Raw genomic sequence first — 24,218 nt, forward strand, 5'->3', positions numbered from 1 at the left:
CAGACAGCCATATTCATGGTGTCTTCAAGAGACCGCATTCAGTCAGCGTCGAGATAGACCTTAAAGCCTATCGCCAGAACGCCACCGCCTGCGCTTCTCTTTCCATTCCAACGATGTCAAAGACCCAACCGGAACTCCGGCCCCACTGTTTAGCGCCGGTGGTCGGCGGAGGCGGCTACTTAGTGGCCGGCCTCTTTACTGTCAATCGGCTCTTTCGAACTTTTTGCGACAACTTCGGAAGCTCCGATTTTGGCGCAAACATCGCTGCGGGCCGCCGTGGGGTTGCCCCGAAGATCCGTAGCGATTCGATTGAGGTTCGCGAAGATATCCATCTGGAGAAAGAAAGCAAGCGCTTTTCAGCACCAAGCAAACCGTCTCTAGCGGAGCCCTCGCGGGGAGCGGCTACTTAGTGACCGCGCCCGAGAGTGTCAACCGGCCCTTGCGGGCCTTCCCAACGCCGCGCGGCTCCCACCGCCCAGCCTTAGGAAGCGTCGCGGACGAGACGTCAGATGATCTCTGAACAACCCGCGCTGCAACGCAGAAGCCCGAATGAACGCCTCGGCCTTTCGAAGATGATTCAGAGGCTTAACGCCTCAGAAACCGTCTTTTGATTGGCCCCGTCCAAGCGGGAGGCGCTATCTATTCGTCACCCTGACGGGTGTCAATCGGCCGGTCGCATGTTTTTCAGCGACCGGCGGTGGGCGCCGCTGCTGCCGGAGGCGCCGCTCGCCTTTCTTCTTGGCGCGCCATATGAAGAGGAAGGAGGCGTTCCAGAGATCCATGCTGTCACAGAAGGCCCGCTATGCGCTGCGTGCGCTGGTCGAACTCGCCCGCACCGGTGGAGAGCAACTCACGTCAGGTGAGCTGAGCACCCGGGCGGATGCGCCGCGCAAGTTCCTGGAGGCCATTCTGTTGGAGCTGTCCCGCAACAAGCTGGTGATCAGCCGGCGCGGCAAGTTCGGCGGCTATGTGCTGGCGAGGCCGGCTGGCGAGATCAGCTTCGCCGAAGTGATCCGGGTCATTGACGGCCCTTTGGCCTTGGCGCCCTGCGTCAGTCCGAGGTTGGGCTTCCGCAAGTGCGATGACTGCCCGGACGATCCGGCGCTCTGCTCCCTGCGCGAAGCTTTGCGCCGGGCGCGCGACGCCACGGCCGAGGTGCTGGAGGGCTATACCCTTTCGGACGCGGCGAACTCGCGCTCGCCGGCGCTGCTGCAGGCGATCGACTAGCCGGCCGCGATGTAGGCCTTGAGGCCCTCGGCCTCGGCTTGGACTTCCGAAATCTTGGCCTTGACCAGGTCGCCGATGGAGACGAGGCCGACCAGGCGCTCCTTGTGGCAGACCGGAAGGTGACGGATGCGGCGGTCGGTCATCCGGGCCATGAGGTCGTCGACGGTTTCGCCCGGCTGGGCGTAGAGCACGTCGCGGGTCATGCAGGATGAGACCGGCTGCTCGAGCGCAGCAGGTCCGCCCTCCCCCACAGCGCGGGTGATGTCCCGCTCGGAGACGATGCCGACGACGCTGTCGTTCTCCATGACCACCAGGGCGCCGACCCGCCGCGAGTTGAGGAGCGCCGCCGTGGCGGCGACGGTCTCGTCAGGGGCGATGGTGAAGACCAGATCGCCTTTTCGCCGCAGTATCTGAGATACAAGCATGCGCGGTTTCCATCCCTTGTTATGGTTTGGAAAACAGCGTTGCGCAGAATGCGCGGTTGTTCAATGCACGCGCGCGTGACTACGCGCGATGCGCGAGCCAGGCGAACGGGCGGACGAGCACGAGGCCGGCGAGGAAGCCGGCGATGTGCGCCTCCCAGGCGACGCCCGCGCCGCCAGTCCCGGGCAGGAATGCGCTGCCGATCAGGCCGATCAGCAGGTTCAGCCCCACCCAGGCTGCGCCCATGCCCAGCACCATGCGCGAGCGGATCGGGCCCAGCCAGCCATGCCCGGCCAAGAGGCGCGCGCCAGCCGCCATCAGCCCCGACACCGCGCCCGACGCGCCGACCAGAGGCTCCAGCCCGCCAGGATGAAGAGCGGCGTAGGCCAGGTTCGCGAGCACGCCGCAGGTCAGGTAGAAGGCGAAGAAGGATACCACGCCCAGCAGCCGCTCGCCAAAGAAGCGCGACACCGCCGCGGCGAAAGCCAGGGCGAAGGCGCCGTTCATCAGCGCATGGCCCCAGCCGCCGTGAAGGAAGAGCGCGGTGACCAAGGTGGCCCAGCGGCCCTCCCCCAGAGCGGCGGGATAGAAGGCGCCGGCCGCCACCACCATGTCGATGGGGAAGCGGGACTGCAGCGCGTAGCCGCCGATGATCGAGGCCACCAGCAGCAGCGCCGGCCAGGGGGCGTTGAACATCGGCTCCTTGCCGGGCGGATCGCCGGGCCCGCCGCCCTGCCCGGTGGGCTTGGGCCGGCGGGGGCCGCTGGAAGTGTCTCGGAAAAGGGCGACGTCCATCGGCCCCATTTAGGGACTAATCACGCCAGACGCGACCTTCGCCTTGAACGCGCCTTGCCGCCGCCGCACGGCTCCTAGAAGTTGGAGCTCAAGACGTCCGAGTTTCAGGATCCGTAGATGCTTCGCACCCTGCGCGCGGGCCATGCCCTCGCCGCCGTGATCGCCCTTGTTCCGGGCCTCGCTTCCACGCCCGCCAGCGCCATCCCCTACCCCGCCAAGATCGTCGGCGAGGCGCCCTGGCGGCTCGCGCCCGGCGAGTGGCCGCAGTCCAAGTCGGACATCAAGGCCGACCCGGACACCCGGTTCGGCGCCCTGCCGAACGGCATGCGCTACGCCGTCCGTCGCCAGGCCGTGCCCGCCCACCAGGCGGCGCTGCGGCTGTGGTTCGACGTGGGCTCGCTGCAGGAGACCGACCAGCAGCAAGGCCTCGCCCACTTTCTGGAGCACATGGCGTTCAACGGCTCCAAGGGCGTCAAAGAGAACGACATGGTGAAGATGCTGGAGCGGCTGGGGCTGTCCTTCGGCGGCGACACCAACGCGTCCACCAACTACGGCCAGACGATCTACACCCTGGACCTGCCGCAGACCGACGCCCAGACGGTGGACACCTCGCTGATGCTGCTGCGGGAAGCGGCCGGCAACCTGACCCTGGACCAGGGGGCGGTGGACCGGGAACGCGGGATTGTTCTGTCGGAAGAGCGCGCCCGCGATACGCCGGCCTACCGCGTCTACAAAGAGCGGCTGGCCTTCCTGCTGAAGGGGCAGCGGATGCCGACCCGCCACCCCATCGGCCAGGTGGAGGTGCTGAAGACCGCGCCGGCGTCCCAGCTCGCCGATTTCTACCAACGCTTCTATCGGCCCGAGCGCGCCGTGCTGATCGTCGTCGGCGACTTCGACGCCGCGGACATGGAAGCCAAGATCCGCAAGCTGTTCGGAGACTGGACGGCCGAAGGGCCGGCCGGCGTGGACCCGGACCTTGGACAGGTCGCGCCCCGCAAGAGCGAAGCCAAGCTCGTGGTGGAGCCGGGCGCCGCCCCGTCCTTGCAGATCGCCTGGATCGCGCCGCCGGACCTTGCGCCCGACACCCGCGCGCAGCGCCGGCGCGACATCGTGGAGATGCTGGGCTTTGCGGTGCTGAACCGCAGGCTGGCGGTGATCGCCCGTTCGCCAGAGCCGCCGTTCATCTCGGCCGGAGCCTCGCGCGGCGACGTCAGCAACTCGGCGGAAGTTACTACCGTGGCGGTGAACACCGAGCCGGGCCGCTGGCGCGAGGGCCTGGCCGCCATCGAGAAGGAGCAGCGGCGGGCGGCGCAGTACGGCGTGCGTCAGGACGAGCTCGAGCGCGAGATCACGGAGATCCGGGCGATGCTGAAGGCGTCGGTGGCCGGCGCCGCCACGCGACGGCCGTCGGAACTGGCCGGGCAGATCCTGGGCAGCCTGGACGACCAGCAAGTGGTCACCAACCCGGCGCAGAACCTGGCCTTCTTCGAAGACGTGGTGAAGGACCTGACCGCGGCGGAAGTCTCGGCGGGCCTGAAGAGCGCCTTCACCGGGTCTGGACCGCTGCTGTTCATGGCCTCGCCAACACCGATCGAGGGCGGTGAAGCGGCTTTGCTGGCGGAACTCGCCGCCTCTCAAAAGGTGGCGGTCACCCCGCCTGTCGCCCAGGCGCAGCTGACGTGGCCCTACGAGAGCTTTGGGCCGCCCGGCAAGGTCGTGGAAAGCCGCAAGGTCGAGGACCTTGGGGCGACCTTCATCCGGTTCGCCAACGGCGTGCGCCTGACGGTCAAGCCCACCACCTTCCGTGACGACGAGGTGATGGTCCGGGTCAACATCGGCGACGGGCTTCTGGACCTGCCCCGGGACAGGCCAAACCCCACCTGGGCGTCCGGCGCCTTCCTGGAAGGCGGGCTGAAGAAGATCACCAAGGACGACATGGACCGGGTGCTGGCGTCCAAGCTGTACGGCGCAGGATTCAGCGTCGGCGAGGAAGCCTTTGTGCTGAGCGGCGGCACCCGCACGGGCGACCTCGCCACCCAGCTGCAGGTGCTGGCGGCCTATGCCGCCGAGCCCGGCTGGCGGGCCGAAGCCTTCCAGCGGCTGAAAGCCAACAGCCGCACGATCCACGACCAGCTGGAGTCCACCGACTCCGGCGTGCTGTCGCGCGACCTCGCCCAGCTGCTGCACGCGGGGGACCCGCGCTGGGCCTTCCCCAGCCGCGAACAGCTGGCGCAGGCCAAGCTGGAGGATCTGCAGGGCCAGATCGCACCGAACCTGGCCGAAGGCCCGCTGGAGGTGGTGATCGTCGGCGACGTCACGGTGGAACAGGCGACCCAGGCGGTGGCGTCCACCTTCGGCGCCCTGCCCCCGCGGCCGCTGCAGTCCCAGGTCGGCGCCGAGGCGCGCAAAGTGGCGTTCCCGAAGCCGACGGCCGAGCCGATCCAGCTGACGCACAAGGGTCGGGCAGACCAGTCCATCGGCTATGTGGCCTGGCCGACCGCCGACTTCTGGAGCGATCCGAAGCGGGCGCGCCAGACCGCGATCCTTGGCGAAGTCATGCGCCTGCGGCTGGTGGAGCAACTACGCGAGGCGGAAGGCGCGACCTACTCGCCGAACATCGGCTACACCCACAGCCTGGTCTGGACCGGCTACGGCTACATGGCCGCAAGCGTGGAAGTGCCGCCCGAAAAGCTGCAGCCCTTCTTCGAGGCGGTGAGTAAGATCGCAGCCGACCTGCGGACCAATCCGATCAGCGCCGACGAGCTCGCCCGCGCCAAGAACCCGCGGGTGGAAGCGATCCAGCGGGCGCGGGTGACCAACCAGTACTGGCTGGGGGAGCTGTCGTTCGTGCAGGCCGATCCGCGCCGGCTCGACAACACCCGAACCCTGATCCCGGAGATCCAGGCGGTGACCGTGGCGGACGTGCAGCGGGCGGCCCAGGCGTTCCTGAAGGACGAGGCGGCGTTCAAGCTGGTGGTGCGTCCCGACCCTAAGGGGGTCGAGACCAAGCAGGCGGCGACAGCTCCGGCCGTCGCCGCTGCGGCCGCGGCCCGCTGACCCGGGTGTGCCGTTTTGGCGCCGGAACCGTCTGGCGCCGGATTTTATGCAAGCCTCGTGCGGTCGCCATGGGCCGCACGAGGCGGCTTAGATGTACCACGCCAATACACAGAAGCTGATCGACTACTGGGCCAGCCGGGCCAGCCCCGGCCGGGCGCCGAGCCGTTCGGCGATCCAGCCGGCGGACTTCCGCCAGCTGATGCCCCAGACCTTCATCCTCGGCCGAGAGGACAAGGGCCAGTATCCCGTGCGGCTGGCCGGCGGTTTCGTCGCCGACCTGCACCGGCGCGACCTGCGCGCGGTGAACGGCCTGCACCTGTGGTCCGAGCGCGACCGACTGCGCCTGCAGACCGCGCTGGAGGAAGCTCGCCGCCGGCCCGAGCCGCTGGTGGCCGTGGTCGAAGCCTTGGCCGATGGCGCGAGCCTGCCGATGGAGGTGCTGTTCGCGCCGCTGACCGCCCATGACGGGGGACCGGACCGGTATCTGGGGCTTTATCAGCCGCTGTCGATGGTGACGCGGCTGCAAGGCCTGCCCGTGCTGGAACTGTCGGTCCGCTCGCTGCGCCGGCCCGGCGCCGCCAACGAGGCGGCGTCGCACCTGCGGCTGGCCGCGGTGGGCGGCCGGCGGATCGCCTGAGGCGCTTTCTGAGGCGGGGCAACTTAGAGTGCCCATGCTCCAACCTGAGCGACCAACTTGGGAGCCGCCCGTCCAGTCGTGTTTACGCCCTAGCCGCCACTCCATGTGACGTCCGCTTCAAGCCTTGGCGCCGCCGTCTGCTTTCGACCCATTGCGGACGTTCTGAAGGTCTGGTGTTGGGCGGGGCACTCGAGGGCCGACCGACTTCCTGCTGCGATGCACCTGGGGCAGGCTTGAAGCGAGGCGCGACGCAGGCTCAACTTGCAGTAAGTCCTGCAACCGGATCACCGCGTGAAGCTCCTACTCCTCAAGGAGATGGCCAACGACCATCTCTACAGCCACTTCGTTCAGGCGCTCGCGGATGCGATCGCAGAACTCGGCCACGAGGCGGTCATCACGGACCAGTACGTCCATACCGCCAACGGAGCCATCCCAACAGGTCCGCTCGTTGCTGATCTGCAGCAGCATGCACCCGACGCGTTTGTCTCCTTTCGGGCGATGTTCGGTGGCGTCACGCTCACTAACGGAACTTCGCTCTTCGACGGCCTCGGCGTGAAGTTCGTCGGCTGGCTCTTTGACCACCCTGTCTACGCGCCACAATCTTTCACGCGCGAGCTCCAGGGACGGTATGCGGTTTACTCGAGCCCCGCTCACCGCAAGTTCGCCAAGGCGATGTCCGTGCCGGGGCGCGGCACGGTGATGCTGCCTGGCGCCGAGCTCCCAGGCGCGCCACTGAAGCCGCACAGCGCACGAGACTGGCCAATCCTGATCGCCGCGACCTGGCAAGGTCAGCCCCAGCGCCTCTGGGAGAACGTAGCGGAGGGACCTGGTCGACGGCTCTGGAAGGGAATGGTCGATGCTCTGCTAGCGGACCGGGACGCGTCATTGATCGACGCCTTCGAAGCCTCCGCGAAGGCAGCCGGTATCGGCGTCTCTCTCGGGCAGGACCCTGGGTTCGACGCGGCTGTGCTGCCAATGCTACGGGAAGCGCTTACCTACGTGCGTCAGTACGATCGCATCGAGGCGATCCGCGCAATTGTCGAGACCGGCTTACCCGTCGCGCTTTGCGGGTCCGGCTGGGAGACCGTCTTCGGTCATCGGCCCGCAGTGACGTACCTGCCGCCGGTACCCTTCGCCGAGATGCCCCGCCTCTATCAGAATGCTCGATCGGTCCTGAACCTAAACGCCGGGAACGGCGCCTCCGAACGAGCGGTCTACGCCGCTGCCAGTGGAGCCGCGGTCGTTTCTAACGCAGGCGCCGAGCTTCAAGCGTTCTTCGACGACGCCATCACGTTCTATGACCGGACCCGTCCCACGTCGGCCGGAGAGCGCTTCGCAGAATTGCTGGAGGGCGGGGTTGCGGAAGAACGAGCCGAACGCGCGCGGGAACGCGTCAATGCGAGCGGCCTGTGGCGTCACCGCGCCGAGCAGCTGATCGAGTTCGTCCAAACCTGAATGGATGTCTGTTTTCAGGCGTGTCGAGCCAACCTCCGCTTGCCACCCAGTGTTGACGTTCGGAGCGTCCGTTTTCGATGAGGCTGAAGGAAGTCCGCTTTACCGCCGGGAGCTAGGTCAGCTTCCGCCCCTTGGTTGACCTTCGCGGCCGGCGCTCCCGAGCTTCGCTTCCTGCAATGGCGACTTAAGCATTGAGACCTTGATCATGAGCGTCGGTCAGGACAGCGGCTTCCGGATCATTCGAACCGAAGCGCGACGTGCGCTGCTTCCTGTGCTGCCTGGTCGGAAAGTCGAGGTAACTCTCGAGGTCATCGGCGCTCCCTCAGTAATCGTTACATCGGTGCGTCCCTCTGGGAGTCCGCTTCAAGTGCTGAAGGTCCGTCGCTTACGCGTCGATTTTGCGCCGGGTGAGCAGCTGATAGGACGCGCCGATGGACGCGGCATCCCAGTCGTTGGCGCGGTGCTCACGCCTTCAGAACTTCAGGAACTCGGTTGGTGTCGCAACGAACTTAACCGACGCTTACGAACTGCAACGCCTGTGGGCTGAGCGGCTGCGTCCGATCCCGCCTCTTGCTGACCTTCTGAAGCGCACGGCCGATCGAGTGGGCAACCGACTAAGTCACTAACGCGGGTAGCCGCCGAGCTTACAGCGGGGTTTTGGGTGCAGCCGCCGCCGTGGTGAAACGGATCGCGGCTGGTCTCGCCGGCTCTCCACTCAGGCTCCGGAAATTGGTGTGGTTGGGTCCGTTCGCTCCAACAACGTAAGTGAGGCCTGGCTTTAGCCTCATACGGATCCGGAACGTGCGCCCGTCGTCAGAGAACTCGGGAGGGCCCACGAAATCGGGCGCTACACCGAGGTCCCCCACCGTCACGGACATGCGGTCTCGCGCCATCGCTTCGCTGAAGACGAAGACCAGCGTTTGCTCGCCGGGCTGCACGTCCTTGGCTCCGTCCTTTGGCCAAGAGGAGACGAGCTCCGGTTCTGCAAAGGCAACCGCTGGAACAAGCGCAATGAGAGCCGTCATACGCACGATCATCTAGGCGCTCCGCACCGGGTCGTCGCGAGCAAACAACAGCCGAGCTTCTCGAGCAACGTCCGTTATCCACCCGTTGCCGACGTCCTGTGCCGAGCTTGAGGCGTTTGGCGATCGATACGATCGCTCTATGCTGAGCCCGTGCGACGCCCAGCTCACCCCCGTTCCAGTCTGACCTGCGCCGTCCTCCTAGCGTCGCTCGCAAGCACGGCGCCTGCGCAAGAGCTTGCGGCGTCGCCGGTCTACACAGTGACCGTGAAAGGAGTGGCGTTGGGATCCACAGCCGACGAGGTGACCGTCATCTCCCGGATCTCGAATGGCAACGCCCTCCGCCCGAGCGACGCGTGGGTGGCCGAACAGCGACGGTACACGACCTCTCTGGGCCGCATCCCCGACGGGAAGGAGCCCTACGTACCCGGCCCCGTGGTGCGCGATCACCGCTGGATCGACGGTCGCACGTGTCCGGCTTTGCTCACGGCGCTTCGTGACGTCACAGCGTTGCCGCCCGTGAGCTTTGGTGGTCCGGACGGGGTGGGCGGCGGCAGCTTCGCCACAGATACCTTCATGACCACGCTGCGTGGACCGGCGCCCTACGGCGTGCCGGCCGACGAGATCCGTCGGTCTGACTACGGCGGACCAGTAGCTCGCTGGTGGCAGCGCACGGAGGAGGCGCTCGAGCCTTGCTGGACGCCGAAGAAGCCGTCGCACCAGGGTGCGGTGATCGAAGAATATCTCAGCAGCGCGGCCGCCGCCGACGCATGGGCGCGCCGTCGACCGGAGGATGGTCCTCCGAGCCACGAGCGTTAGTCGGCGGGTCTGCTGACCACCCACCGTTGACGTTCGGAGCTTCCGCTCTGCGGTGAGGCTGAAGGAAGTCCGCTTTCCCGCCGGGAGCCAAGGTCAGCTTCCCACCCATAGCTGACGTCTAGAACGCTCGCTTCCTGGCGGGCGGATGGCGGGCTTGGGCCATGAGGGCAGCCTTATGTGGTTTCGGCTCCATATGAGCCGGCGTTTTGTTGTGAGCCGGCGTCCAGCAAAGTGGCCGTGGGCAGACCCCCCAGGGAGTGGGCCCACGGCTTTGATTGTCGCGACAGCCTGTGGCGTCAAACCTCGCGCAGGTCGCGCCGGTAGCGCTTCCAGTTCTGGACGTAGTGCTCGGCGCTGGCGGTGAGGATCAGCGCCTGCTCGGGGCCGACCTCGCGCACCACCTTGCCCGGCGCGCCCATGACCAGGGAGTTGTCCGGGATCTCCTTGCCTTCGGTGATCAGGCAGTTGGCGCCGATCAGGCAGTTCTTCCCGATCTTGGCGCCATTCAGGATGATGGAGCCGATGCCGATCAGCGAGTTCTCGCTGATCGAGCAGCCATGGAGCATGACCAGGTGGCCGACGGTGACGTTGGCTCCGATGGTGAGAGGCGAGCCCGGATCGCTGTGCAGCACCGAGCCGTCCTGGATGTTGCTGTTCTCGCCGATGATGATCGGCTCGTTGTCGCCACGCACGGTGGCCCCGAACCAGATCGACGCGTTCTTCTGCAGAATCACTCGCCCCATAACCGCAGCCGTGGGCGCAATCCAGTATTCGTCATCATTCGGTAATTCAGGCGTCACATCGCCCAAGTTATAGACAGCCACCGGCCCTCCCCTTTTACTGCGACATACGGTCGGTTTAACGATTTCGAAAGCACGTTAGGATCATTCTAGTCAGGCGATTCGAGAGGGGGAAACCCCTTCCGACGCCGCCGCGGGCCATTCGGTCCCGCGTCTCGCGCTGGACGGAGCTGTATGGCGCCGAGTGGGTCTCAGATGCGGGTTCTCCCGCCCGGGCCAGTCCTGACGGACGAGCCGCCTGGCCGCCGTCGCCGCCGCTTCGCTTTCCAATCTGCTGCTGACCCCAAGGGCGCTCCATCGCGGAGACGCCCTTTTTTCTTGCCCTCACGGAGGCCCTCATGAGCAAGCGAGCCACGAAGCGACAACTGCGCGAAGGCGCGTTCGACGCCGGTCAGTTCGAGGGTGACGATAAGATCCGCCGGCTGCCGGTGGACCGAGGGTGGTCGCCCATGCCGCACAACGACGACCGCGAGCAGGGCTACCTGAAAACGATCAAGGCCAAGTCCCCTGGGCAACAGGCGCTGATCGAAGCGATCGACAAGAAGAACCTGGTCCTGGCGCTCGGCCCCGCCGGCACCGGCAAGACCTATCTGGCCATCGCCAAGGCGGTGGAAGCGCTGGAAAGCGGCCGGGTGGGTCGCATCGTGCTGTCGCGCCCGGCGGTGGAAGCCGGCGAGTCCATCGGCTTCCTGCCCGGCGATGCGGAGGACAAGCTCGCCCCTTACCTGCGCCCGCTCTACGACGCGCTGTCCGACCGGCTGTCGATGAAGCGGGTGCGCGCCCTGATGCAGGAAGGCGCCATCGAGATCGCGCCGGTGGGCTTCATGCGCGGCCGCACCCTGAACAACGCCTTCGTGGTGATCGACGAGGCGCAGAACTGCACCTACGGCCAGCTGAAGATGCTGCTGACCCGCCTGGGCTGGCACTCGACCATGGTGGTGACGGGCGATCCCAACCAGTCGGACCTGTTGCCGGAGCTTTCGGGCCTGGCCAGCGTGGCCGACCGTTTCGAGACGGTGGACAACATCTCTGTCGTCCGACTGGCCGACCGCGATATCGTCCGCCACCCGCTGGTCGCCGAGATGCTGGGCGTCCTCTGACGACCTGACGACACCGGTTTTCGGAACCTTCGCCTCCGCCTGACCGCTAGAGGCGGCGGAGGCGAGCATGTCCGAACACGATCCGCAGCAACCGAACCGCCAGGCCGGCATCGAACTGACGCCGGGCCACGACCCCGCCGTCGAGCCCATCGACACGGGCAACCGGCGCGAGCAGGTCCACTACGAGCCCGCCGCGGAGGGCCTGGTCAAAGCCAAGTTCACGGAACATCCGCAAGGTCCGCTGCCGCCGCAGGAACAGTCGCAGGCCAGCGACCTGGGCGAGACGCCGCCGCAGCCCCACATCGGCGACGTGGCCGTGGCGCCGCCCGGATCGTCCGTTTGGGACGCCCGCCCGCCGGCCGACGACGAAGAGCGCAGCGGCAACCCGACCGGCCACTAGGCCGCGGCGAACAACGTTCAACTTGGCTGTCTAGCGGGCTTGGGCGCCCGCCCCTAAGGTGCCGGCATCCCACATTGCTGGACCGACTTATGAAACTCGCCTCCGCCCTCGTCGCCGCCCTGCTTGTCGCGACGTCCCCCTTGGCGCTGAGCCAGGCGCACGCCCAGCCGGCGAGCGCGGCCGCGCCGGCCAAGACGCAGGCCCGGGTGGTGCTGCCCGACACGGTGCAGCCGGAGCGTTACGACATCCGGGTCACGCCCAACGCAGGCGCCCTAACATTCGACGGCCAGGTGAAGATCACCGTCCAGGTGAAGAAGACCACCGATCGGATCGTGCTGAACGCCGCCGACCTGGAGCTGAAGCGCGTCAGCCTGCAGGGCCGCACCGAGACCCCGCGCATCGTGCTGGACGACAAGGTGCAGACCGCCGCCTTCGTCTTCTCCAAGCCGCTGACGCCGGGCCGCTACGTCCTGTCGATCGACTATTCCGGCAAGATCTATGAGCAGGCCTCCGGCCTGTTCTCGCTGGACTACGAAGGCCAGAACGGCGCCAAGCAGCGGGCCCTGTTCACCCAGTTCGAGAACTCGGACGCGCGCCGCTTCGTCCCCAGCTGGGACGAGCCAGGCGTGAAGGCGGTGTACGGCCTGACCATCGAGGCGCCGGCCGACCAGATGGCGGTGTCCAACATGCCGGTGGCGTCCACCAGCAAGCTCGCCAACGGCAAGCAGCTGGTCCGCTTCCAGGACAGCCCGAAGATGAGCTCGTACCTGCTGTTCATGGCGCTGGGCGACTTCGAGCGCATCCACAAGCAGGTCGGGAACACCGACGTGGGCGTGGTGGTCCGCAAGGGCGACGCGGCGAAGGCCGAATACGCGTTGGACGCGTCGGTGAAGCTGCTGGGCTACTTCAACGACTACTTCGGCACGCCCTACCCGCTGCCCAAGCTCGACATGATCGCGGGGCCCGGCCAGAGCCAGTTCTTCGGCGCCATGGAGAACTGGGGCGCGATCTTCTACTTCGACTACTACCTGCTGCTGGACCCGAAGCTGTCCACCGAGAGCGACAAGCAGAACGTCTTCATCGTGGTGGCGCACGAGATGGCCCACCAGTGGTTCGGCGACCTGGTCACCATGGCTTGGTGGGACGACCTGTGGCTGAACGAGGGCTTCGCCTCCTGGATGGAGAACAAGGCCACAGACCACTTCCACCCGGAATGGAAGGTGTGGCTGCAGACCCAGGCCGCCCAGCAAAGCGCGATGCGCCTGGACGCCCGCGCCGGCACGCACCCGATCATCACCGAGATCCCGGACGTGTTCGCCGCCTCCAACGCCTTTGACGAGATCACCTACTCCAAGGGTCAGGGCGTGATCCGGATGCTGGAAGACTACGTCGGCGAGGACGCCTTCCGCACCGGCGTGCGCAACTACATGCAGCGGCACGCCTACAAGAACACGGTGACCGAGGACTTCTGGGCCGAGATCAACAAGGTCTCGCCGCGCCCGATGCTGCAGGTGGCGCGCGACTTCACCCTGCAGGCCGGCGTGCCGCTGATCCGGGTCGAGGAGGCGCCGCGCGGCATCCGCCTGACGCAGAGCCGCTTCGGCGCGGACGAGGCCTCCAAGGCGCCGCAGACCTGGCGCGCGCCGGTGGCCGTGCGCAGCCTGGATGGCGGGGTGTCGTGGAAGGGCGTGGTGTCGGCCGCCAATCCTGAGACCGTGCCCGTCCCGAACGGGGCGCCGGTGGTCGTGAACGCCGGGCAGACCGGCTACTACCGCACCGCCTATTCGGCGCCGCTGTGGGCCAAGCTTGCGCCGCAGTTCGCCCGGCTGGAGCCCATGGACCAGCTGGGGCTGCTTTACGACAGCCGCGCGCTGGGCGAGGCCGGCTATGTGCCTATGAGCGACTTCCTGGAGCTGACCCGATACGGGACGCCGCAGGCCGATCCGGTGGTGCTGCAGACCCTGGCTAGCCAGATCAACGCCATGGCCAGCTACTACGGGCAGGATGCGCGCGGCGAGCCGTTCCGCGCCTTCGCCCGGGCGCGGCTGGCGCCGATCTTCGCGACGGTGGGCTGGGAGAAGACGGCGGGCGAGGCCGACAACGTGGCGGTGCTGCGCGGCTCCCTGATCCGCACCCTCGGCTCGCTGGGCGATCCGACGGTGATCGCCGAGGCGCGCAGCCGGTTCGCCGCCTATGTGGCCAATCCGGAGAGCCTGACCGGCTCCATGCGCACGGCGGTGCTGGGCGTGGTGGCCACCAATGCGGACGCGGCGACCTGGGAGCAGCTGCACACCCTGGCGCGGAACACCAAGGACGTGACCGACCGTCAGCGCCTGCTGCGCCTGCTGGGCTCGGCGCGCGATCCGAAGCTCGCCGATCGGGCCCTGGCGCTGTCGCTGAGCGGCGAGCTGGAGGCGACGGACGTGCCGTCGCTGGTTTCCGCCGTGGCGGGGGTCTATCCGGACAAGGCGTTCGACTTCGCCGTGGCCAACCGGGCCAAGTTCGAGCCGCTGCTGGAATCCTCCAGCCGCACCACCTGGTTCACGGGCCTGGCGTCCGGCTCGCGCGACCGGGCGATGTTGGCCAAGCTGGCGGCCTTTGGCCGGACGGCGCCCGCGTCCACCCAGGGCGAGGTGCAAAAGGCCGAGGCGGCGATCCAGACGCGGCTGTCGGTGATCGAGCAGCGCCTGCCGGAGGTGGACCGCTGGCTGGCGGCCCACCCGAACTAGGGGCTCAGTCGCAGGGCGCGGCCTCGCCAGTGGCGAGGTCGATGCGGAAGCATTGACGGTGTCCGGTCGCGCAGTCCTCGACGATCAGCGAGACCTCGTCGTCGGCCGTGGCGGCCGGGTGGTGGTCCTCCAGGAAATGGAGGGCCGCATCCTGGAAGTCGGCGCCCTCGATCAGCTTGGAGTGAGAGGGCGCCTCGGCCAGGCTGTGGACCGAGAACCTGCGCTGGGATTGGGTCTGCTGGGCGGCGGCCGGCATGGGACCTCCTGGTTTGTGATCGGGCTGTGATCCTGTGCCGCTAACGTCCAAGGCGCCGAAAGGATTCCGCCTGGCGGCGAACCGGCTGTGGACGAAGGGCGTTGACGCCGCGCACCGGCGAGGGCGCACTTCGCTCACCCCCAACCCAAGGAGACGAGAGCATGATCCGCAAAGCACGAGCGGTCTGGCGCGGAACGGGACGCGACGGGACCGGCGATCTGACCAGCGATTCCGGCGTGCTGTCGTCGACGCCCTACAGCTACAAGACCCGCTTCGAGAGCGAGCCGGGCACCAATCCGGAGGAGCTGATCGCCGCGGCGCACGCGGGGTGCTTCACCATGGCCCTGGCGTTTCAGCTGCAGGCGGCGGGCTTCACGCCCGAGGAGCTCGCCACGGAAGCGGCGGTGACGCTGGAAAAGGACGGCGACGGGTTCAAGATCTCGAAGTCGGCCCTGACGCTGACGGCCAACGTGCCCGGCATCGACCAGGATCAATTCGACCAGCTGGCCGGCAATGCGGAGAAGGGCTGCCCGATCTCCAAGGTGCTGAACGCCGAGATCACCCTGAACGCCACGCTGACGAGCTGAGGCGGCTGGCCGTCGCCCCCGGGCGGCGGCCAAGCCTTCAGGCGGCGTAGACGCGCGGACGCAGGGGCGTCACGCGCACGGCGGCGCCGGGCAGCAGGCCGGCGGGCATTGTCGGCCCATGGGCGTGCAGCTCGACGATCTGGCCGTTCAGGGCGCACTCGATGCGCACGTCCGGACCGCGGGCCGACAGGGCGCGGACCTCGGCGGCGAGGCCAGGACCCTTGTCGCTGAAGGCCACCTCGTCGGGGCGGAAGAACAGCTCGACCTTGCCGGCGGGGGCGCCGGCGGGCGCGGCGGTTTCCCAGCCGTCGACCTGCAGGCGGCCGGCTTCCACCACGCCCGGCAGACGCACGGTGGCGCCCAGGAAGTCGAACACGAAGGGATCGGCGGGGTTCTCGTAGACCTCGTTGGGCGTGCCGAGCTGCTTGAGCTCGCCGTCCTTGAGGATCGCCACGCGGTCGGCGAGGTCGAGGGCCTCTTCCTGGTCGTGGGTGACGAACACGGTGGTGACGCCGGCGCGGTCGTGGACCTCGCGCAGCCAGCGGCGCAGCTCGCGGCGGACCTGGGCGTCCAGGGCCCCGAAAGGCTCGTCCAGCAGCAACATGCGCGGCTCGATGGCCAGGGCGCGGGCCAGAGCCACGCGCTGACGCTGGCCGCCGGACAGCTGGGCGGGGAAGCGCTTCTCCAGGCCCTCGAGCTGCACCAGGGACAGCAGGTCGGCGACGCGGGCGCGCACCTCGTCCTTGCTGGGCCGCTCGGCGCGGGGGCGGACGGACAGGCCGAACGCGATGTTCTGGCCGACGGTCATGTGACGGAACAGGGCGTAGTGCTGGAACACCATGCCGACGCGGCGGCGGCGCACCGGCAAGGCCAGGAAGTCCTCGCCGCCGAAGCGCACCTCGCCGCTGTCCGGCTGTTCGAGACCGGCCAGGACGCGCAGCAGGGTTGTCTTGCCCGAGCCGGAGGGCCCCAGCAGGGCCAGGAATTCCTTGTCGCGGGCTTGCAGGGACACGTTCTTCAGCGCTGGAAAGCGGCTGAAGGTCTTGGAGATCCCGTGGATCTCCAGCGCGACGCTGGGCGAGCTAGTGTCTGCGGGCCGCGGAAAGTTCACCGGAGTGTCGCCATTCGAGAGCGGTCTTGAGGACCAGGGTGATGAGCCCGAGGCTCGCGAGGATGGAAGCCGCCGCGAAGGCGCCGACGAGATCATAGTCATTGTAGAGCACCTCAATGTGCAGAGGCAGCGTTGTTGTGAGCCCGCGGATGTGGCCGCTGACGACAGAGACCGCGCCGAATTCCCCCATCGCCCGCGCGTTGCAGAGCAGGACGCCGTAAAGCAGCGCCCACTTGATGTTGGGCAGGGTCACCCGGAAGAAGGTGGTAAGCCCCCCGGCGCCCAGGGTCAGGGCGGCGGCTTCCTCGTCTGCGCCCTGGTCCTGCATCAGGGGGATCAGCTCGCGCGCCACGAACGGCAAGGTCACCAGAATGGTGGCCAGGACCAGGCCCGTGGTGGCGAAGATGATCTTGACGTTGTGCTCGAGCAGCCACTCGCCGAACCAGCCCTGGGCGCCGAACAGCAGCACCCAGACCAGACCCGACACCACCGGCGAGATGGAGAACGGCAGGTCGATCACGGTCAGCAGCAGGCTTTTGCCCTTGAACTCGAAGCGGGCGATCAGCCAGGCGGCGGCGACGCCGAACACCGCGTTGAGCGGCACGGCGATGGCGGCCACCAGCAGGGTCAGGCGGATCGCCGCCAGGGCGTCCGGCTCGCGGATGGCCAGCAGGAAGGCGCCCACGCCCTTGGAGAAGGCGTCGTGGAACACCACGAGCAGCGGGAAAATCACCAGCACGCACATGGCGCCCGCCGACAGCAGCAGGAACAGGGGCGCAAAGCCCGGGAGGTATGTGCTGCGTTGCGCGCTCATCGACGGCCTCGCCCGGCCAGGAACAGTTGCACGGTGTTGATCACGATCAGGGCGCCGAAGGAGATGGCGACCATGGCCAGGCCGATCGCGGCGGCGGCCGCGTAGTCATACTGCTCGAGCTTGATGACGATCAGCAGGGGCGCGATCTCGGTCTTCAGCGGCATGTTGCCGGCGATGAAGACCACCGAGCCGTACTCGCCCACCGCGCGGGCGAAGGCCAGGGTGACGCCGGAGATCAAGGCCGGGGCGACGGCGGGCAGCACCACGTGGCGGATGCGCTGGAAGTCGGTGGCGCCGAGGGTCTGGGCCGCTTCCTCCACCTCGCGGTCGAGGTCCTGCATCACCGGCTGAACGGCGCGCACCACAAACGGCAGGCCGATGAACACCAGGGCGATGAAGATGCCGACGGGCGAATAGGCCGTCTTGATCCCAACCTTGGCCGCCAAAGCGCCGATGGGGCCGTTGGGGGCGTAGATGGCGGTGAGCGCAATGCCGGCCACAGCGGTCGGCAGGGCGAATGGCAGGTCCACCAGCGCATCCAGCAGCCGACGGCCGGGGAAGCTATAGCGCACCAGGGTCCAGGCGATCAGCAGGCCCAGGGGCGCGTTCAGCAGCGCCGCAAGGGCTGAGAGGCTGAAGCTGAGGCGAAGGGCGGCGGCCACGCGCGGCTCGCTGAGCGCCTGCCAGACGCCCGACAGGCCAAGCTCCCAAGGCCGGAGGGCGAGCGCCGCCAGGGGCAGCACCACCATCAGACCCAGGTAGGTGAGCACCAGCCCAAGGGAGAGGCCGAAGCCGGGCAGGATCGAGGGTTCGCGCCAGCGCGCGGCGGGGAGCCGGGCGGCTCCGACGGAAGGCCCAAGGGCTGCGGGTGCGAGTTGGTCGGTCACGCGGGTTTGTAGATCTGGTCGAACACCCCGCCGTCGGCGAAGTGGGTGGGCTGCACCTTTTTCCAGCCGCCGAAGGTGTCGTCGACGGTCACCAGGGGGAGCTGCTTGAAGCTGGCCGCGTACTTGGCGGCGGCCGCCTGCTCGCGCGGGCGGAAGTGGTGACGGCCGACGATGTCCTGGGCGGCCGGCGTGTAGAGGAACTGCAGATAGGCTTCCGCGACGGCGCGGGTGCCCTTGCGGTCCACGTTGCGGTCGAGCAGCGCCACCGGCGGTTCGGCCAGGATGGAGCTGGACGGATAGATGATGTCGTAGTTCGGGCCGAACTCGTCGATCGTGAGGTAGGCCTCGTTCTCCCAAGACAGCAGCACGTCGCCGAGCGAGCGCTGGGCGAAGCTGGTGGTAGCGCCCCGGGCGCCGGTGTCGAGCACCGGCACGTTCCGGTAGAGGCGAGCCACGTAGTCCCGAGCCGCCGCATCGCCGCCCTGCTTCAGGCCATAGGCGTAGGCGGCCAGATAGGCCCAGCGGGCGCCGCCGGAGGTCTTGGGATTGGCGGTGATCACCCCGACGCCCGGCTTCACCAGATCAGCCCAGTCGCGGATACCCTTCGGGTTGCCCTTGCGGACCAGGAACACGATGGTCGAGGTGTAGGGCGTGGAGTTGTTCGGCAGGCGGGTCTGCCAATTTTCCGGCAGCAGCTTGGCGCGGGCGGCGATCTCGTCGATGTCGCCGGCCAGGGCCAGGGTCACCACGTCAGCGTCGAGCCCGTCGATCACAGCGCGAGCCTGCTTGCCCGAGCCGCCGTGGCTCTGTTCGACCTGCACGGAGCCGCCGTGCTGCTGGGTCCAAACCGGCGCGAAGGCAGCGTTGATCGCCTTGTACAGCTCGCGCGTCGGATCGTAGCTGACGTTCAGCAGCCGCACCGCCCCGCCGGCCGCGCCGCCCTTCCCGCCGCCTTCGCCTGAACACGCCGCCAGCCCCGCCGCGGCGGCCGAGACGATCAATCCACGACGGGAAAGCTGAACCATTCGTTTGGGCCCCCAGGATCCGCAGGTACGTTAGGACGGCTATCCGGCCCAGAACCTTACCCAGGTTTAAACCTAGACCGCTTAGTCCCACCGAGTGAGTGGGTTTTGATTGGAAGTGGCAATAGAAATTCTCGGGCGGAGCCTTGGCGGCCCCGCCCGACAAGCGCGGATCAGTACCGGGCGCGCAGAGTGAGCGTGTAGGTCCGAGCGTCACCCGGCGTGGCCACCACCAGACCGGAGTTGCCCGACACCACGGTGACGTTCTGGATGAACTCTTCATTGAGCGCGTTGCGCGCGGAAACGAAGACTTCCCAGCCGGCGTCCGCCTTGAAGCCGGCGCGCAGGTTCAGCAGCTGGTACGACGGCAGGCGGGTGTAGATGCTGTCCGTCGCGTCGGCGAAGTAGGCCGAGCGGAAGCTGGCGTCGACGCCGGCGTAGGTCTCGCCCGAGAGGCGGCCGAAGCTGGCGTCCCGACGATACTCCCCGCCCAGCGAGCCCGCCCACTTGGACACGCCCGGCAGCTCCTTGCCCGACAGGTCGCAGGCGGCGGTGGAGGTGCCGACGCGCTCGAGCGGGCACGGCCCGTTCTTGAAGCTGTCGTACTTGCCGTCCGTGTACGCGAGGTTGGCGTAGAAGGTGAAGCCGTTGAGCGGACGTGTGCTGATGTCCGCTTCAGCGCCGCGGACAGTGACCTTCTCGACGTTGGCCAGGTAGCCGCGCAGAGCGCCTGGGCCGGCGTCCACCACATTGGCCTGGAAGTCCTTCACGTCGGTGGCGAACACCGCGGCGTTGGCGATCAGGAAGCGGTCGAACAGCTCCGTCTTGATGCCCGCTTCGTAGGTGGTCGCCTGCTCCGGCTTGACCACGGCGTTGACCAGCGAAGGCGCGCCAGCCGCCGTGGTCGGAATGCCAGCCATGTTGATGCCGCCGGACTTAAAGCCACGCGAGTAGGTGCCATAGAGGTGGATCTGGTCGGCCAGGTCGTAGGAGGCGGCCACCTGGCCGGACCAGGAGCCGTCGCTGGTCTCGGCCGAGTAGTTCTGCGGCCGCGCAATGCCCAGGCGCCGATTGATCAGGGTGGTGTCGGTGGTCACGCCGCCGCCGGTGACGGTGGCGATGTAGGTCCCGTCCTTCTTCTCGTGGGTGTAGCGGATGCCGGGCGTGATCCGGAACCGGTCGTTGATGTTCCAGGTCAGCTGGCCGAAGGCGGCGTAGCTGGTGGTGTCGATCGTGGAGTCGTTGAAGACCGTGTAGCCTTCAAGCAGCGACGCCGGCGTGTTGGTGGCGGGCAGCAGCCAGTAGGACGCGTCCGAGCCGTATTCCGTCACGCCGTGGGTCGTGACGTTCTGGTCGAAGTAGTAGAGGCCGACCGTCCAATCGATGCGGTTCTCGCCATTGGAGGCCAGGCGCAGTTCCTGGCTGTCCTGCTTCTGGTGCGACGGGTTGTTCGACCGGCGGGTGACGTCCAGCGCGGTGTAGTCGCGGTCGTTGCGCGGCTCCCAATCCCACTCGCGGTGCGCGGTGACCGAGGTCAGCGTCGCCCAGCCGAAGTCGTAGTCGATGATCGCCGACAGGCCGCTGACCCACTGGTCGGCCTGGATGGGATCGTCCACGTCGGCGATGCGGTCATAAACGTTGGTGCTGGGCGGCCGGTAGTTCCGGCCGGCGGCCAGGGCCGGGTATTGCTGGTTCGCCGGCTTCAAGGTCGTGCCGACGCGGTAGAAGATCTGGGTGCAGCATTCCGGATGCTGGGTGGCGTATTCGCCGTTGATCCGGACCGTCAGGCTCTCGTTGGGCGTATAGAGCAGCTGGCCACGGTAGGCCTGGCTGTCACGGGCGTTCTGGTCGAGGCGCTGGATCGGGTTGTAGATGTCGCCGTCGCGCCAGGTGCCCACCGCAGACAGGCGGAACGCCAGCACATCCTGGATGATCGGGCCGCTGATGGTGCCCTTGGCCTGGCGGAAGTTGTAGCTGCCGTAGCTGCCTTCCACGGCCGCTTCCCAGTGGTTGGAGGCGTTGACGGTGGTGATGTTCAGCGCCCCGGCGGTGGTGTTCTTGCCGAACAGGGTGCCTTGCGGGCCGCGCAGCACTTCCACCTGCTGGATGTCGATGAAGTCGAGCGTCGCGATCGCCGGACGGGACACATAGACCTGGTCGACATAGACGCCGACGCCTTGCTCCAGCCCGTCGTTGGCCAGGCCATAGGAGGCGCCAAGGCCGCGGATGGTCAGGGCGGTGTTGCGCGGGTTGGGCGACAGCACCTGCAGGGTGGGCACCAGCTGGGTCAGGCCGACGATGGTGTTGACGCCGGTCTGGGTCAGCTTCTCGCCCGAGGCGACCTGAAGGGTGATCGGCACCTCCTGTGCGCTCTCCTCGCGCCGGCGGGCGGTGACGGTGACTTCGGCCAGAGACGCCGGCTGCGCCTGCTCGGCGGTGACGTCCGCAGCAGCGACCGACACGGCGGCCGCGGCAGGCACGGCGGCGGCTCCGGCTTCAAGCGTCTGCGCCAAGGCGGCGGGTGCCGCGCTGCAGAACAGACCAACCAGAATGGCGGCTCGGAAGGCGCTGTGCGCAGGCGAAGTCATGCTCGTCCCCTCAGTTCGTATTGAGCGGGAGGTGCTTACCTCTTTTATCTCCATCGGAGTTATAGGATTTGCTAAACGAACCCCGAGGTTCTCTCTAGGTAACGCTGTTCAGAGAGCTTTTTGGGCGAGTTCGGCTTTGGCCTGCTGGTACTCGGCGGCGAACCGATCGATCAATTCAGAGGCGGGCAGCACCGCCTGGACGGACCCGACGCCCTGCCCCGCGCCCCAGATGTCGCGCCAGGCTTTCGAATTGCCCGAGCCGAAGCTCATCTTCGAAGGATCGGATTCCGGCAGCTTGTCCGGATCGAGCCCCGCCGCCGCGATGGACGGCTTCAGGTAGTTGCCGTGAACGCCGGTGAAGAGGTTGGTGTAGACGATGTCTTCCGCCCGACTGCCGACGATCATCTGCTTGTAGGCTTCGACGGCGTTGGCTTCCTCCGTGGCGATGAAGGCCGAGCCCACATAGGCCAGGTCCGCGCCCATGGCCTGGGCGGCGAGGATGGCGCGGCCGTTGGCGATGGCGCCGGACAGGGCGATCGGGCCGTCGAACCAGCTGCGCAGTTCCTGGATCAGGGCGAACGGCGAAAGCGTGCCGGCGTGCCCGCCCGCCCCCGTCGCCACGGCGATCAGGCCGTCCGCGCCCTTGTCGATCGCCTTGCGGCCGAAGGCGTCGTTGATGATGTCGTGCAGCACCACGCCGCCGTAGGAATGGGCGGCGGCGTAGACGTCCTCGCGCGCGCCCAGGGAGGTGATCAGGATAGGGACCTTGCGCCGGGTGGTGACCTCCAGGTCGTGCTCCAGCCGATCATTGGTGCGGTGGACGATGTGGTTCACCGCGAAAGGAGCGGAGGGCCGGTCGGGATTGTCCCGGTCCCAGGCAGCCAGCTCCTCCTCGATCTGATGCAGCCACTCGTCCAGCAGGCTGGCCGGCCGGGCATTGAGGGCGGGAAACGAGCCGACGATCCCCGCCTTGCACTGGGCGATCACCAGCTCCGGTCCCGACACGATGAACATCGGGCTGGCGATGACCGGAAGGCGCAGACGGCCTTGCAGAACCTGCGGCAGGGCCATGGCGGCTCCTCAAACGTGCGTTGGATTTACAGCGTACGCATCAGAGCGCCAGGCGCAAGCGTCAGATCTTCGGCGTCAGATCTTGGGTGTCTTGGGAGGCGGCCGCACGACCGGCCGACGCACGGGCGGCGGCGGACGGCGGTTCTCCACATGATGAGTCCACTTCTCCAGCAGGCGCCCGGCGGTCTCGCGCCCGCCGATGCCGAAGGCCAGGGCCGCGGCGACGGCGGCCGAGCCCAGCACCAGCCCGAAGGCGAGGATCACGATCTCGTCGGCGATGCCCATGAAGCGCAGGCCCATGGCGGTGGCCAGGGCGATGGTCGCCCAGCGCACGATGGTGGCGGCGAAGCTGTCGCTGCTGGCCGTGGAGCGGTTGATCAGATTGGCCAGGAAATTGCCGATCATCACGCCCAGAGTGATGATCACGCCGCCGAACAGCACATGGCCAGCGAGCTCCAGGATCTCGGTCAGCATCACCGCGATGGCGGCGAAGGCCAGCAGGCGCGCCGCCTCAACAGCCGAGAAGAGCATGATGGCGACCAGCGCCAGGCGCGCCACGACTTTGGACGGGGTGAAGCCGCCAGCGGGCGCGGGGGCGTCCGGGGGAACGTCGGCGGGATCGGCCGCCGCCGGCGCGCCGATGCCCAGGGCCTGGAGGCTGCGGTCAAAGCCGAAGGACGGCAGGATCTGTTCCAGCAGGCCCGCCACCCAGCGGCCGATCACAAAGGCGATGGCCAGGACGATGGCCGCCGCGATCACCCGCGGCAGGGAGTCCAGCACTGTCGCCAGGACAGCCACGGCCGGGTCGGAGATGGCGCTGATGCCCAGCTGCTGGAGCGCGGCGATGGTCACCGGGATGATGATCAGCACGAAGACCAGGGTGCCGAAGGTCTTCGACAGGCCGGACGCGCCGGTCATGCGCGACAGGCCGGCGGTGTCCAGCCAACGGTCCACGTGGGCGACGTTGAGGGCGGCCTCCACCACGCGGCGGGCCAGGGTGGCCACCACGAGGCCCACGAAGAAGATCACCACCGCGCCGATGATGTTGGGCACATAGCCCAGCACTTCGAACAGCAGCGCATTGAGAGGCGTGACGATGCTGGTCAGGCCGAGCACCGTCAGCGACCCGATGACGCCGATCAGTAGCACCAGCCAGTAGCCGAGCTGCCCCAGCTGGTAGCCGGCGGTCTCCTTGGGCGGGGCGCCTTCGTTGTGGCGCTTCACCCCCGGCGCCCGGTCGATCAGCTTGGCCAGTCCCCACTGGACAGCCTTGGCGAGGAAATGGGCGACCACCAGGATGGCGATGGACGCCAGGATGCGCGGCCCCCATTCGGCGAACAGCTGCTGATAGGAGTAGTAGTCGGTGGTCGGCATCGCGCCCTCACGGTCCAGCTTCCTTCTCCTAACCGTCTAGACTG

22 protein-coding genes are annotated in these 24,218 nt (G+C 67.6%); 10 read left to right on the forward strand and 12 right to left on the reverse strand.

The genetic code is table 11. The annotated features are described in order from the left end of the window. Together DJ018_RS19030 and DJ018_RS00005 are read left to right on the forward strand one after the other, a co-directional pair. A partial coding sequence (locus DJ018_RS19030) for a hypothetical protein (protein ID WP_165842748.1) occupies positions 1-410 on the forward strand: 410 nt, incomplete at its 5' end. Positions 411-780: 370 nt separating this feature from the next. Further along, positions 781-1,227: an RrF2 family transcriptional regulator gene (locus tag DJ018_RS00005; RefSeq protein ID WP_111512761.1), complete on the forward strand. Its 447-nt coding sequence runs from the start codon at positions 781-783 to the stop codon at positions 1,225-1,227. On the opposite strand, the gene DJ018_RS00010 is transcribed toward DJ018_RS00005, so the two are convergent. Together DJ018_RS00010 and DJ018_RS00015 are read right to left on the reverse strand one after the other, a co-directional pair. Continuing rightward, a complete protein-coding gene (locus tag DJ018_RS00010) occupies positions 1,224-1,652 on the reverse strand; it encodes a CBS domain-containing protein (RefSeq protein ID WP_111512762.1) in 429 nt (142 codons plus the stop codon). The two genes, DJ018_RS00005 and DJ018_RS00010, sit on opposite strands and share 4 nt — an antisense overlap. Positions 1,653-1,731: 79 nt before the next feature. Continuing rightward, positions 1,732-2,445, reverse strand: coding sequence for a rhomboid family intramembrane serine protease (locus DJ018_RS00015; protein ID WP_165842749.1), 714 nt, complete (start codon positions 2,443-2,445; stop codon positions 1,732-1,734). 117 nt (positions 2,446-2,562) lie between these two features. Between DJ018_RS00015 and DJ018_RS00020 the strand changes: the two genes are divergently transcribed. From DJ018_RS00020 to DJ018_RS00030, 3 genes are all read left to right on the forward strand, one after another. Next, entirely contained in the window at positions 2,563-5,502 is a 2,940-nt protein-coding gene (locus DJ018_RS00020) for a M16 family metallopeptidase (RefSeq protein WP_111512764.1), read from the forward strand. Between the two features lie 91 nt (positions 5,503-5,593). After that, a complete protein-coding gene (locus DJ018_RS00025) occupies positions 5,594-6,139 on the forward strand; it encodes a PAS domain-containing protein (protein ID WP_111512765.1) in 546 nt (181 codons plus the stop codon). Between the two features lie 291 nt (positions 6,140-6,430). Then, positions 6,431-7,594 carry a glycosyltransferase family protein gene (locus DJ018_RS00030; RefSeq protein WP_111512766.1) on the forward strand — a complete coding sequence of 388 codons (1,164 nt, stop codon included), beginning with the start codon at positions 6,431-6,433 and terminating at the stop codon, positions 7,592-7,594. A gap of 644 nt (positions 7,595-8,238) precedes the next feature. On the opposite strand, the gene DJ018_RS00035 is transcribed toward DJ018_RS00030, so the two are convergent. Further along, positions 8,239-8,631 (reverse strand): Ig-like domain-containing domain, encoded by a 393-nt coding sequence (locus DJ018_RS00035; RefSeq protein ID WP_111512767.1) that lies wholly within the window; start codon positions 8,629-8,631, stop codon positions 8,239-8,241. A gap of 267 nt (positions 8,632-8,898) precedes the next feature. On the opposite strand from DJ018_RS00035, the gene DJ018_RS00040 reads away from it, so the two are divergent. Next, positions 8,899-9,435: a hypothetical protein gene (locus DJ018_RS00040; protein WP_111512768.1), complete on the forward strand. Its 537-nt coding sequence runs from the start codon at positions 8,899-8,901 to the stop codon at positions 9,433-9,435. 296 nt (positions 9,436-9,731) lie between these two features. Here the strand turns inward: DJ018_RS00040 and DJ018_RS00045 are convergent, their stop codons facing one another. Beyond that, the gene (locus DJ018_RS00045; protein ID WP_111512769.1) at positions 9,732-10,259 is read right to left on the reverse strand and encodes a gamma carbonic anhydrase family protein; all 528 of its coding nucleotides are present in this window, start codon (positions 10,257-10,259) and stop codon (positions 9,732-9,734) included. 314 nt (positions 10,260-10,573) lie between these two features. Here DJ018_RS00045 and DJ018_RS00050 point away from each other — a divergent pair, with 314 nt between their 5' ends. From DJ018_RS00050 to DJ018_RS00060, 3 genes are all read left to right on the forward strand, one after another. Then, complete coding sequence (locus DJ018_RS00050; protein ID WP_111512770.1) at positions 10,574-11,335, forward strand: PhoH family protein; 762 nt, start codon at positions 10,574-10,576, stop codon at positions 11,333-11,335. 67 nt (positions 11,336-11,402) lie between these two features. Then, positions 11,403-11,735 carry a hypothetical protein gene (locus tag DJ018_RS00055; RefSeq protein ID WP_111512771.1) on the forward strand — a complete coding sequence of 111 codons (333 nt, stop codon included), beginning with the start codon at positions 11,403-11,405 and terminating at the stop codon, positions 11,733-11,735. An 89-nt stretch (positions 11,736-11,824) separates the two neighbouring features. Then, positions 11,825-14,464, forward strand: a complete 2,640-nt coding sequence (locus tag DJ018_RS00060) for a M1 family metallopeptidase (RefSeq protein ID WP_111512772.1) — start codon at positions 11,825-11,827, stop codon at positions 14,462-14,464. Between the two features lie 4 nt (positions 14,465-14,468). Here the strand turns inward: DJ018_RS00060 and DJ018_RS00065 are convergent, their stop codons facing one another. Further along, complete coding sequence (locus DJ018_RS00065) at positions 14,469-14,720, reverse strand: DUF5961 family protein (RefSeq protein WP_111512773.1); 252 nt, start codon at positions 14,718-14,720, stop codon at positions 14,469-14,471. A gap of 161 nt (positions 14,721-14,881) precedes the next feature. Here DJ018_RS00065 and DJ018_RS00070 point away from each other — a divergent pair, with 161 nt between their 5' ends. Continuing rightward, the gene (locus DJ018_RS00070) at positions 14,882-15,307 is read left to right on the forward strand and encodes an OsmC family protein (protein WP_111512774.1); all 426 of its coding nucleotides are present in this window, start codon (positions 14,882-14,884) and stop codon (positions 15,305-15,307) included. A gap of 37 nt (positions 15,308-15,344) precedes the next feature. Here the strand turns inward: DJ018_RS00070 and DJ018_RS00075 are convergent, their stop codons facing one another. The 7 genes from DJ018_RS00075 to DJ018_RS00105 all read right to left on the reverse strand — a co-directional run bounded on the left by DJ018_RS00075 (position 15,345) and on the right by DJ018_RS00105 (position 24,174). Next, on the reverse strand, positions 15,345-16,418 hold the full coding sequence (locus DJ018_RS00075; RefSeq protein WP_205853683.1) for a sulfate/molybdate ABC transporter ATP-binding protein: 1,074 nt from the start codon (positions 16,416-16,418) through the stop codon (positions 15,345-15,347). Continuing rightward, entirely contained in the window at positions 16,390-17,232 is an 843-nt protein-coding gene (cysW, locus tag DJ018_RS00080; RefSeq protein WP_111512775.1) for a sulfate ABC transporter permease subunit CysW, read from the reverse strand. The genes DJ018_RS00075 and cysW overlap by 29 nt, the downstream gene beginning before the upstream one ends. Then, positions 17,229-18,119 (reverse strand): sulfate ABC transporter permease subunit CysT, encoded by an 891-nt coding sequence (cysT, locus tag DJ018_RS00085; RefSeq protein ID WP_111512776.1) that lies wholly within the window; start codon positions 18,117-18,119, stop codon positions 17,229-17,231. The genes cysW and cysT overlap by 4 nt, the downstream gene beginning before the upstream one ends. Further along, positions 18,116-19,144 carry a sulfate ABC transporter substrate-binding protein gene (locus DJ018_RS00090; RefSeq protein WP_111512777.1) on the reverse strand — a complete coding sequence of 343 codons (1,029 nt, stop codon included), beginning with the start codon at positions 19,142-19,144 and terminating at the stop codon, positions 18,116-18,118. Before DJ018_RS00090 ends, cysT begins: the two co-directional genes overlap by 4 nt. A gap of 170 nt (positions 19,145-19,314) precedes the next feature. Further along, complete coding sequence (locus DJ018_RS00095) at positions 19,315-21,729, reverse strand: TonB-dependent receptor (protein WP_165842750.1); 2,415 nt, start codon at positions 21,727-21,729, stop codon at positions 19,315-19,317. A gap of 108 nt (positions 21,730-21,837) precedes the next feature. Continuing rightward, positions 21,838-22,800 carry an NAD(P)H-dependent flavin oxidoreductase gene (locus DJ018_RS00100; protein WP_111512779.1) on the reverse strand — a complete coding sequence of 321 codons (963 nt, stop codon included), beginning with the start codon at positions 22,798-22,800 and terminating at the stop codon, positions 21,838-21,840. A gap of 75 nt (positions 22,801-22,875) precedes the next feature. Beyond that, positions 22,876-24,174, reverse strand: coding sequence for a mechanosensitive ion channel (locus DJ018_RS00105; protein ID WP_111512780.1), 1,299 nt, complete (start codon positions 24,172-24,174; stop codon positions 22,876-22,878). Positions 24,175-24,218 lie beyond the last annotated feature (44 nt).

Origin of the sequence: Phenylobacterium deserti, from assembly GCF_003254705.1 — a bacterium.
Lineage (GTDB): Bacteria > Pseudomonadota > Alphaproteobacteria > Caulobacterales > Caulobacteraceae > Phenylobacterium > Phenylobacterium deserti.

Coding starts and splice junctions, on each gene's coding strand:
- DJ018_RS00005 (WP_111512761.1), top strand. CDS start 781: ATGCTGTCACAGAAGGCCCGCTATGCGCTGCGTGCGCTGGTCGAACTC.
- DJ018_RS00010 (WP_111512762.1), bottom strand. CDS start 1,652: ATGCTTGTATCTCAGATACTGCGGCGAAAAGGCGATCTGGTCTTCACC.
- DJ018_RS00015 (WP_165842749.1), bottom strand. CDS start 2,445: ATGGACGTCGCCCTTTTCCGAGACACTTCCAGCGGCCCCCGCCGGCCC.
- DJ018_RS00020 (WP_111512764.1), top strand. CDS start 2,563: ATGCTTCGCACCCTGCGCGCGGGCCATGCCCTCGCCGCCGTGATCGCC.
- DJ018_RS00025 (WP_111512765.1), top strand. CDS start 5,594: ATGTACCACGCCAATACACAGAAGCTGATCGACTACTGGGCCAGCCGG.
- DJ018_RS00035 (WP_111512767.1), bottom strand. CDS start 8,631: ATGATCGTGCGTATGACGGCTCTCATTGCGCTTGTTCCAGCGGTTGCC.
- DJ018_RS00050 (WP_111512770.1), top strand. CDS start 10,574: ATGAGCAAGCGAGCCACGAAGCGACAACTGCGCGAAGGCGCGTTCGAC.
- DJ018_RS00055 (WP_111512771.1), top strand. CDS start 11,403: ATGTCCGAACACGATCCGCAGCAACCGAACCGCCAGGCCGGCATCGAA.
- DJ018_RS00060 (WP_111512772.1), top strand. CDS start 11,825: ATGAAACTCGCCTCCGCCCTCGTCGCCGCCCTGCTTGTCGCGACGTCC.
- DJ018_RS00065 (WP_111512773.1), bottom strand. CDS start 14,720: ATGCCGGCCGCCGCCCAGCAGACCCAATCCCAGCGCAGGTTCTCGGTC.
- DJ018_RS00070 (WP_111512774.1), top strand. CDS start 14,882: ATGATCCGCAAAGCACGAGCGGTCTGGCGCGGAACGGGACGCGACGGG.
- cysW (WP_111512775.1), bottom strand. CDS start 17,232: ATGAGCGCGCAACGCAGCACATACCTCCCGGGCTTTGCGCCCCTGTTC.
- DJ018_RS00090 (WP_111512777.1), bottom strand. CDS start 19,144: ATGGTTCAGCTTTCCCGTCGTGGATTGATCGTCTCGGCCGCCGCGGCG.
- DJ018_RS00095 (WP_165842750.1), bottom strand. CDS start 21,729: ATGACTTCGCCTGCGCACAGCGCCTTCCGAGCCGCCATTCTGGTTGGT.
- DJ018_RS00100 (WP_111512779.1), bottom strand. CDS start 22,800: ATGGCCCTGCCGCAGGTTCTGCAAGGCCGTCTGCGCCTTCCGGTCATC.
- DJ018_RS00105 (WP_111512780.1), bottom strand. CDS start 24,174: ATGCCGACCACCGACTACTACTCCTATCAGCAGCTGTTCGCCGAATGG.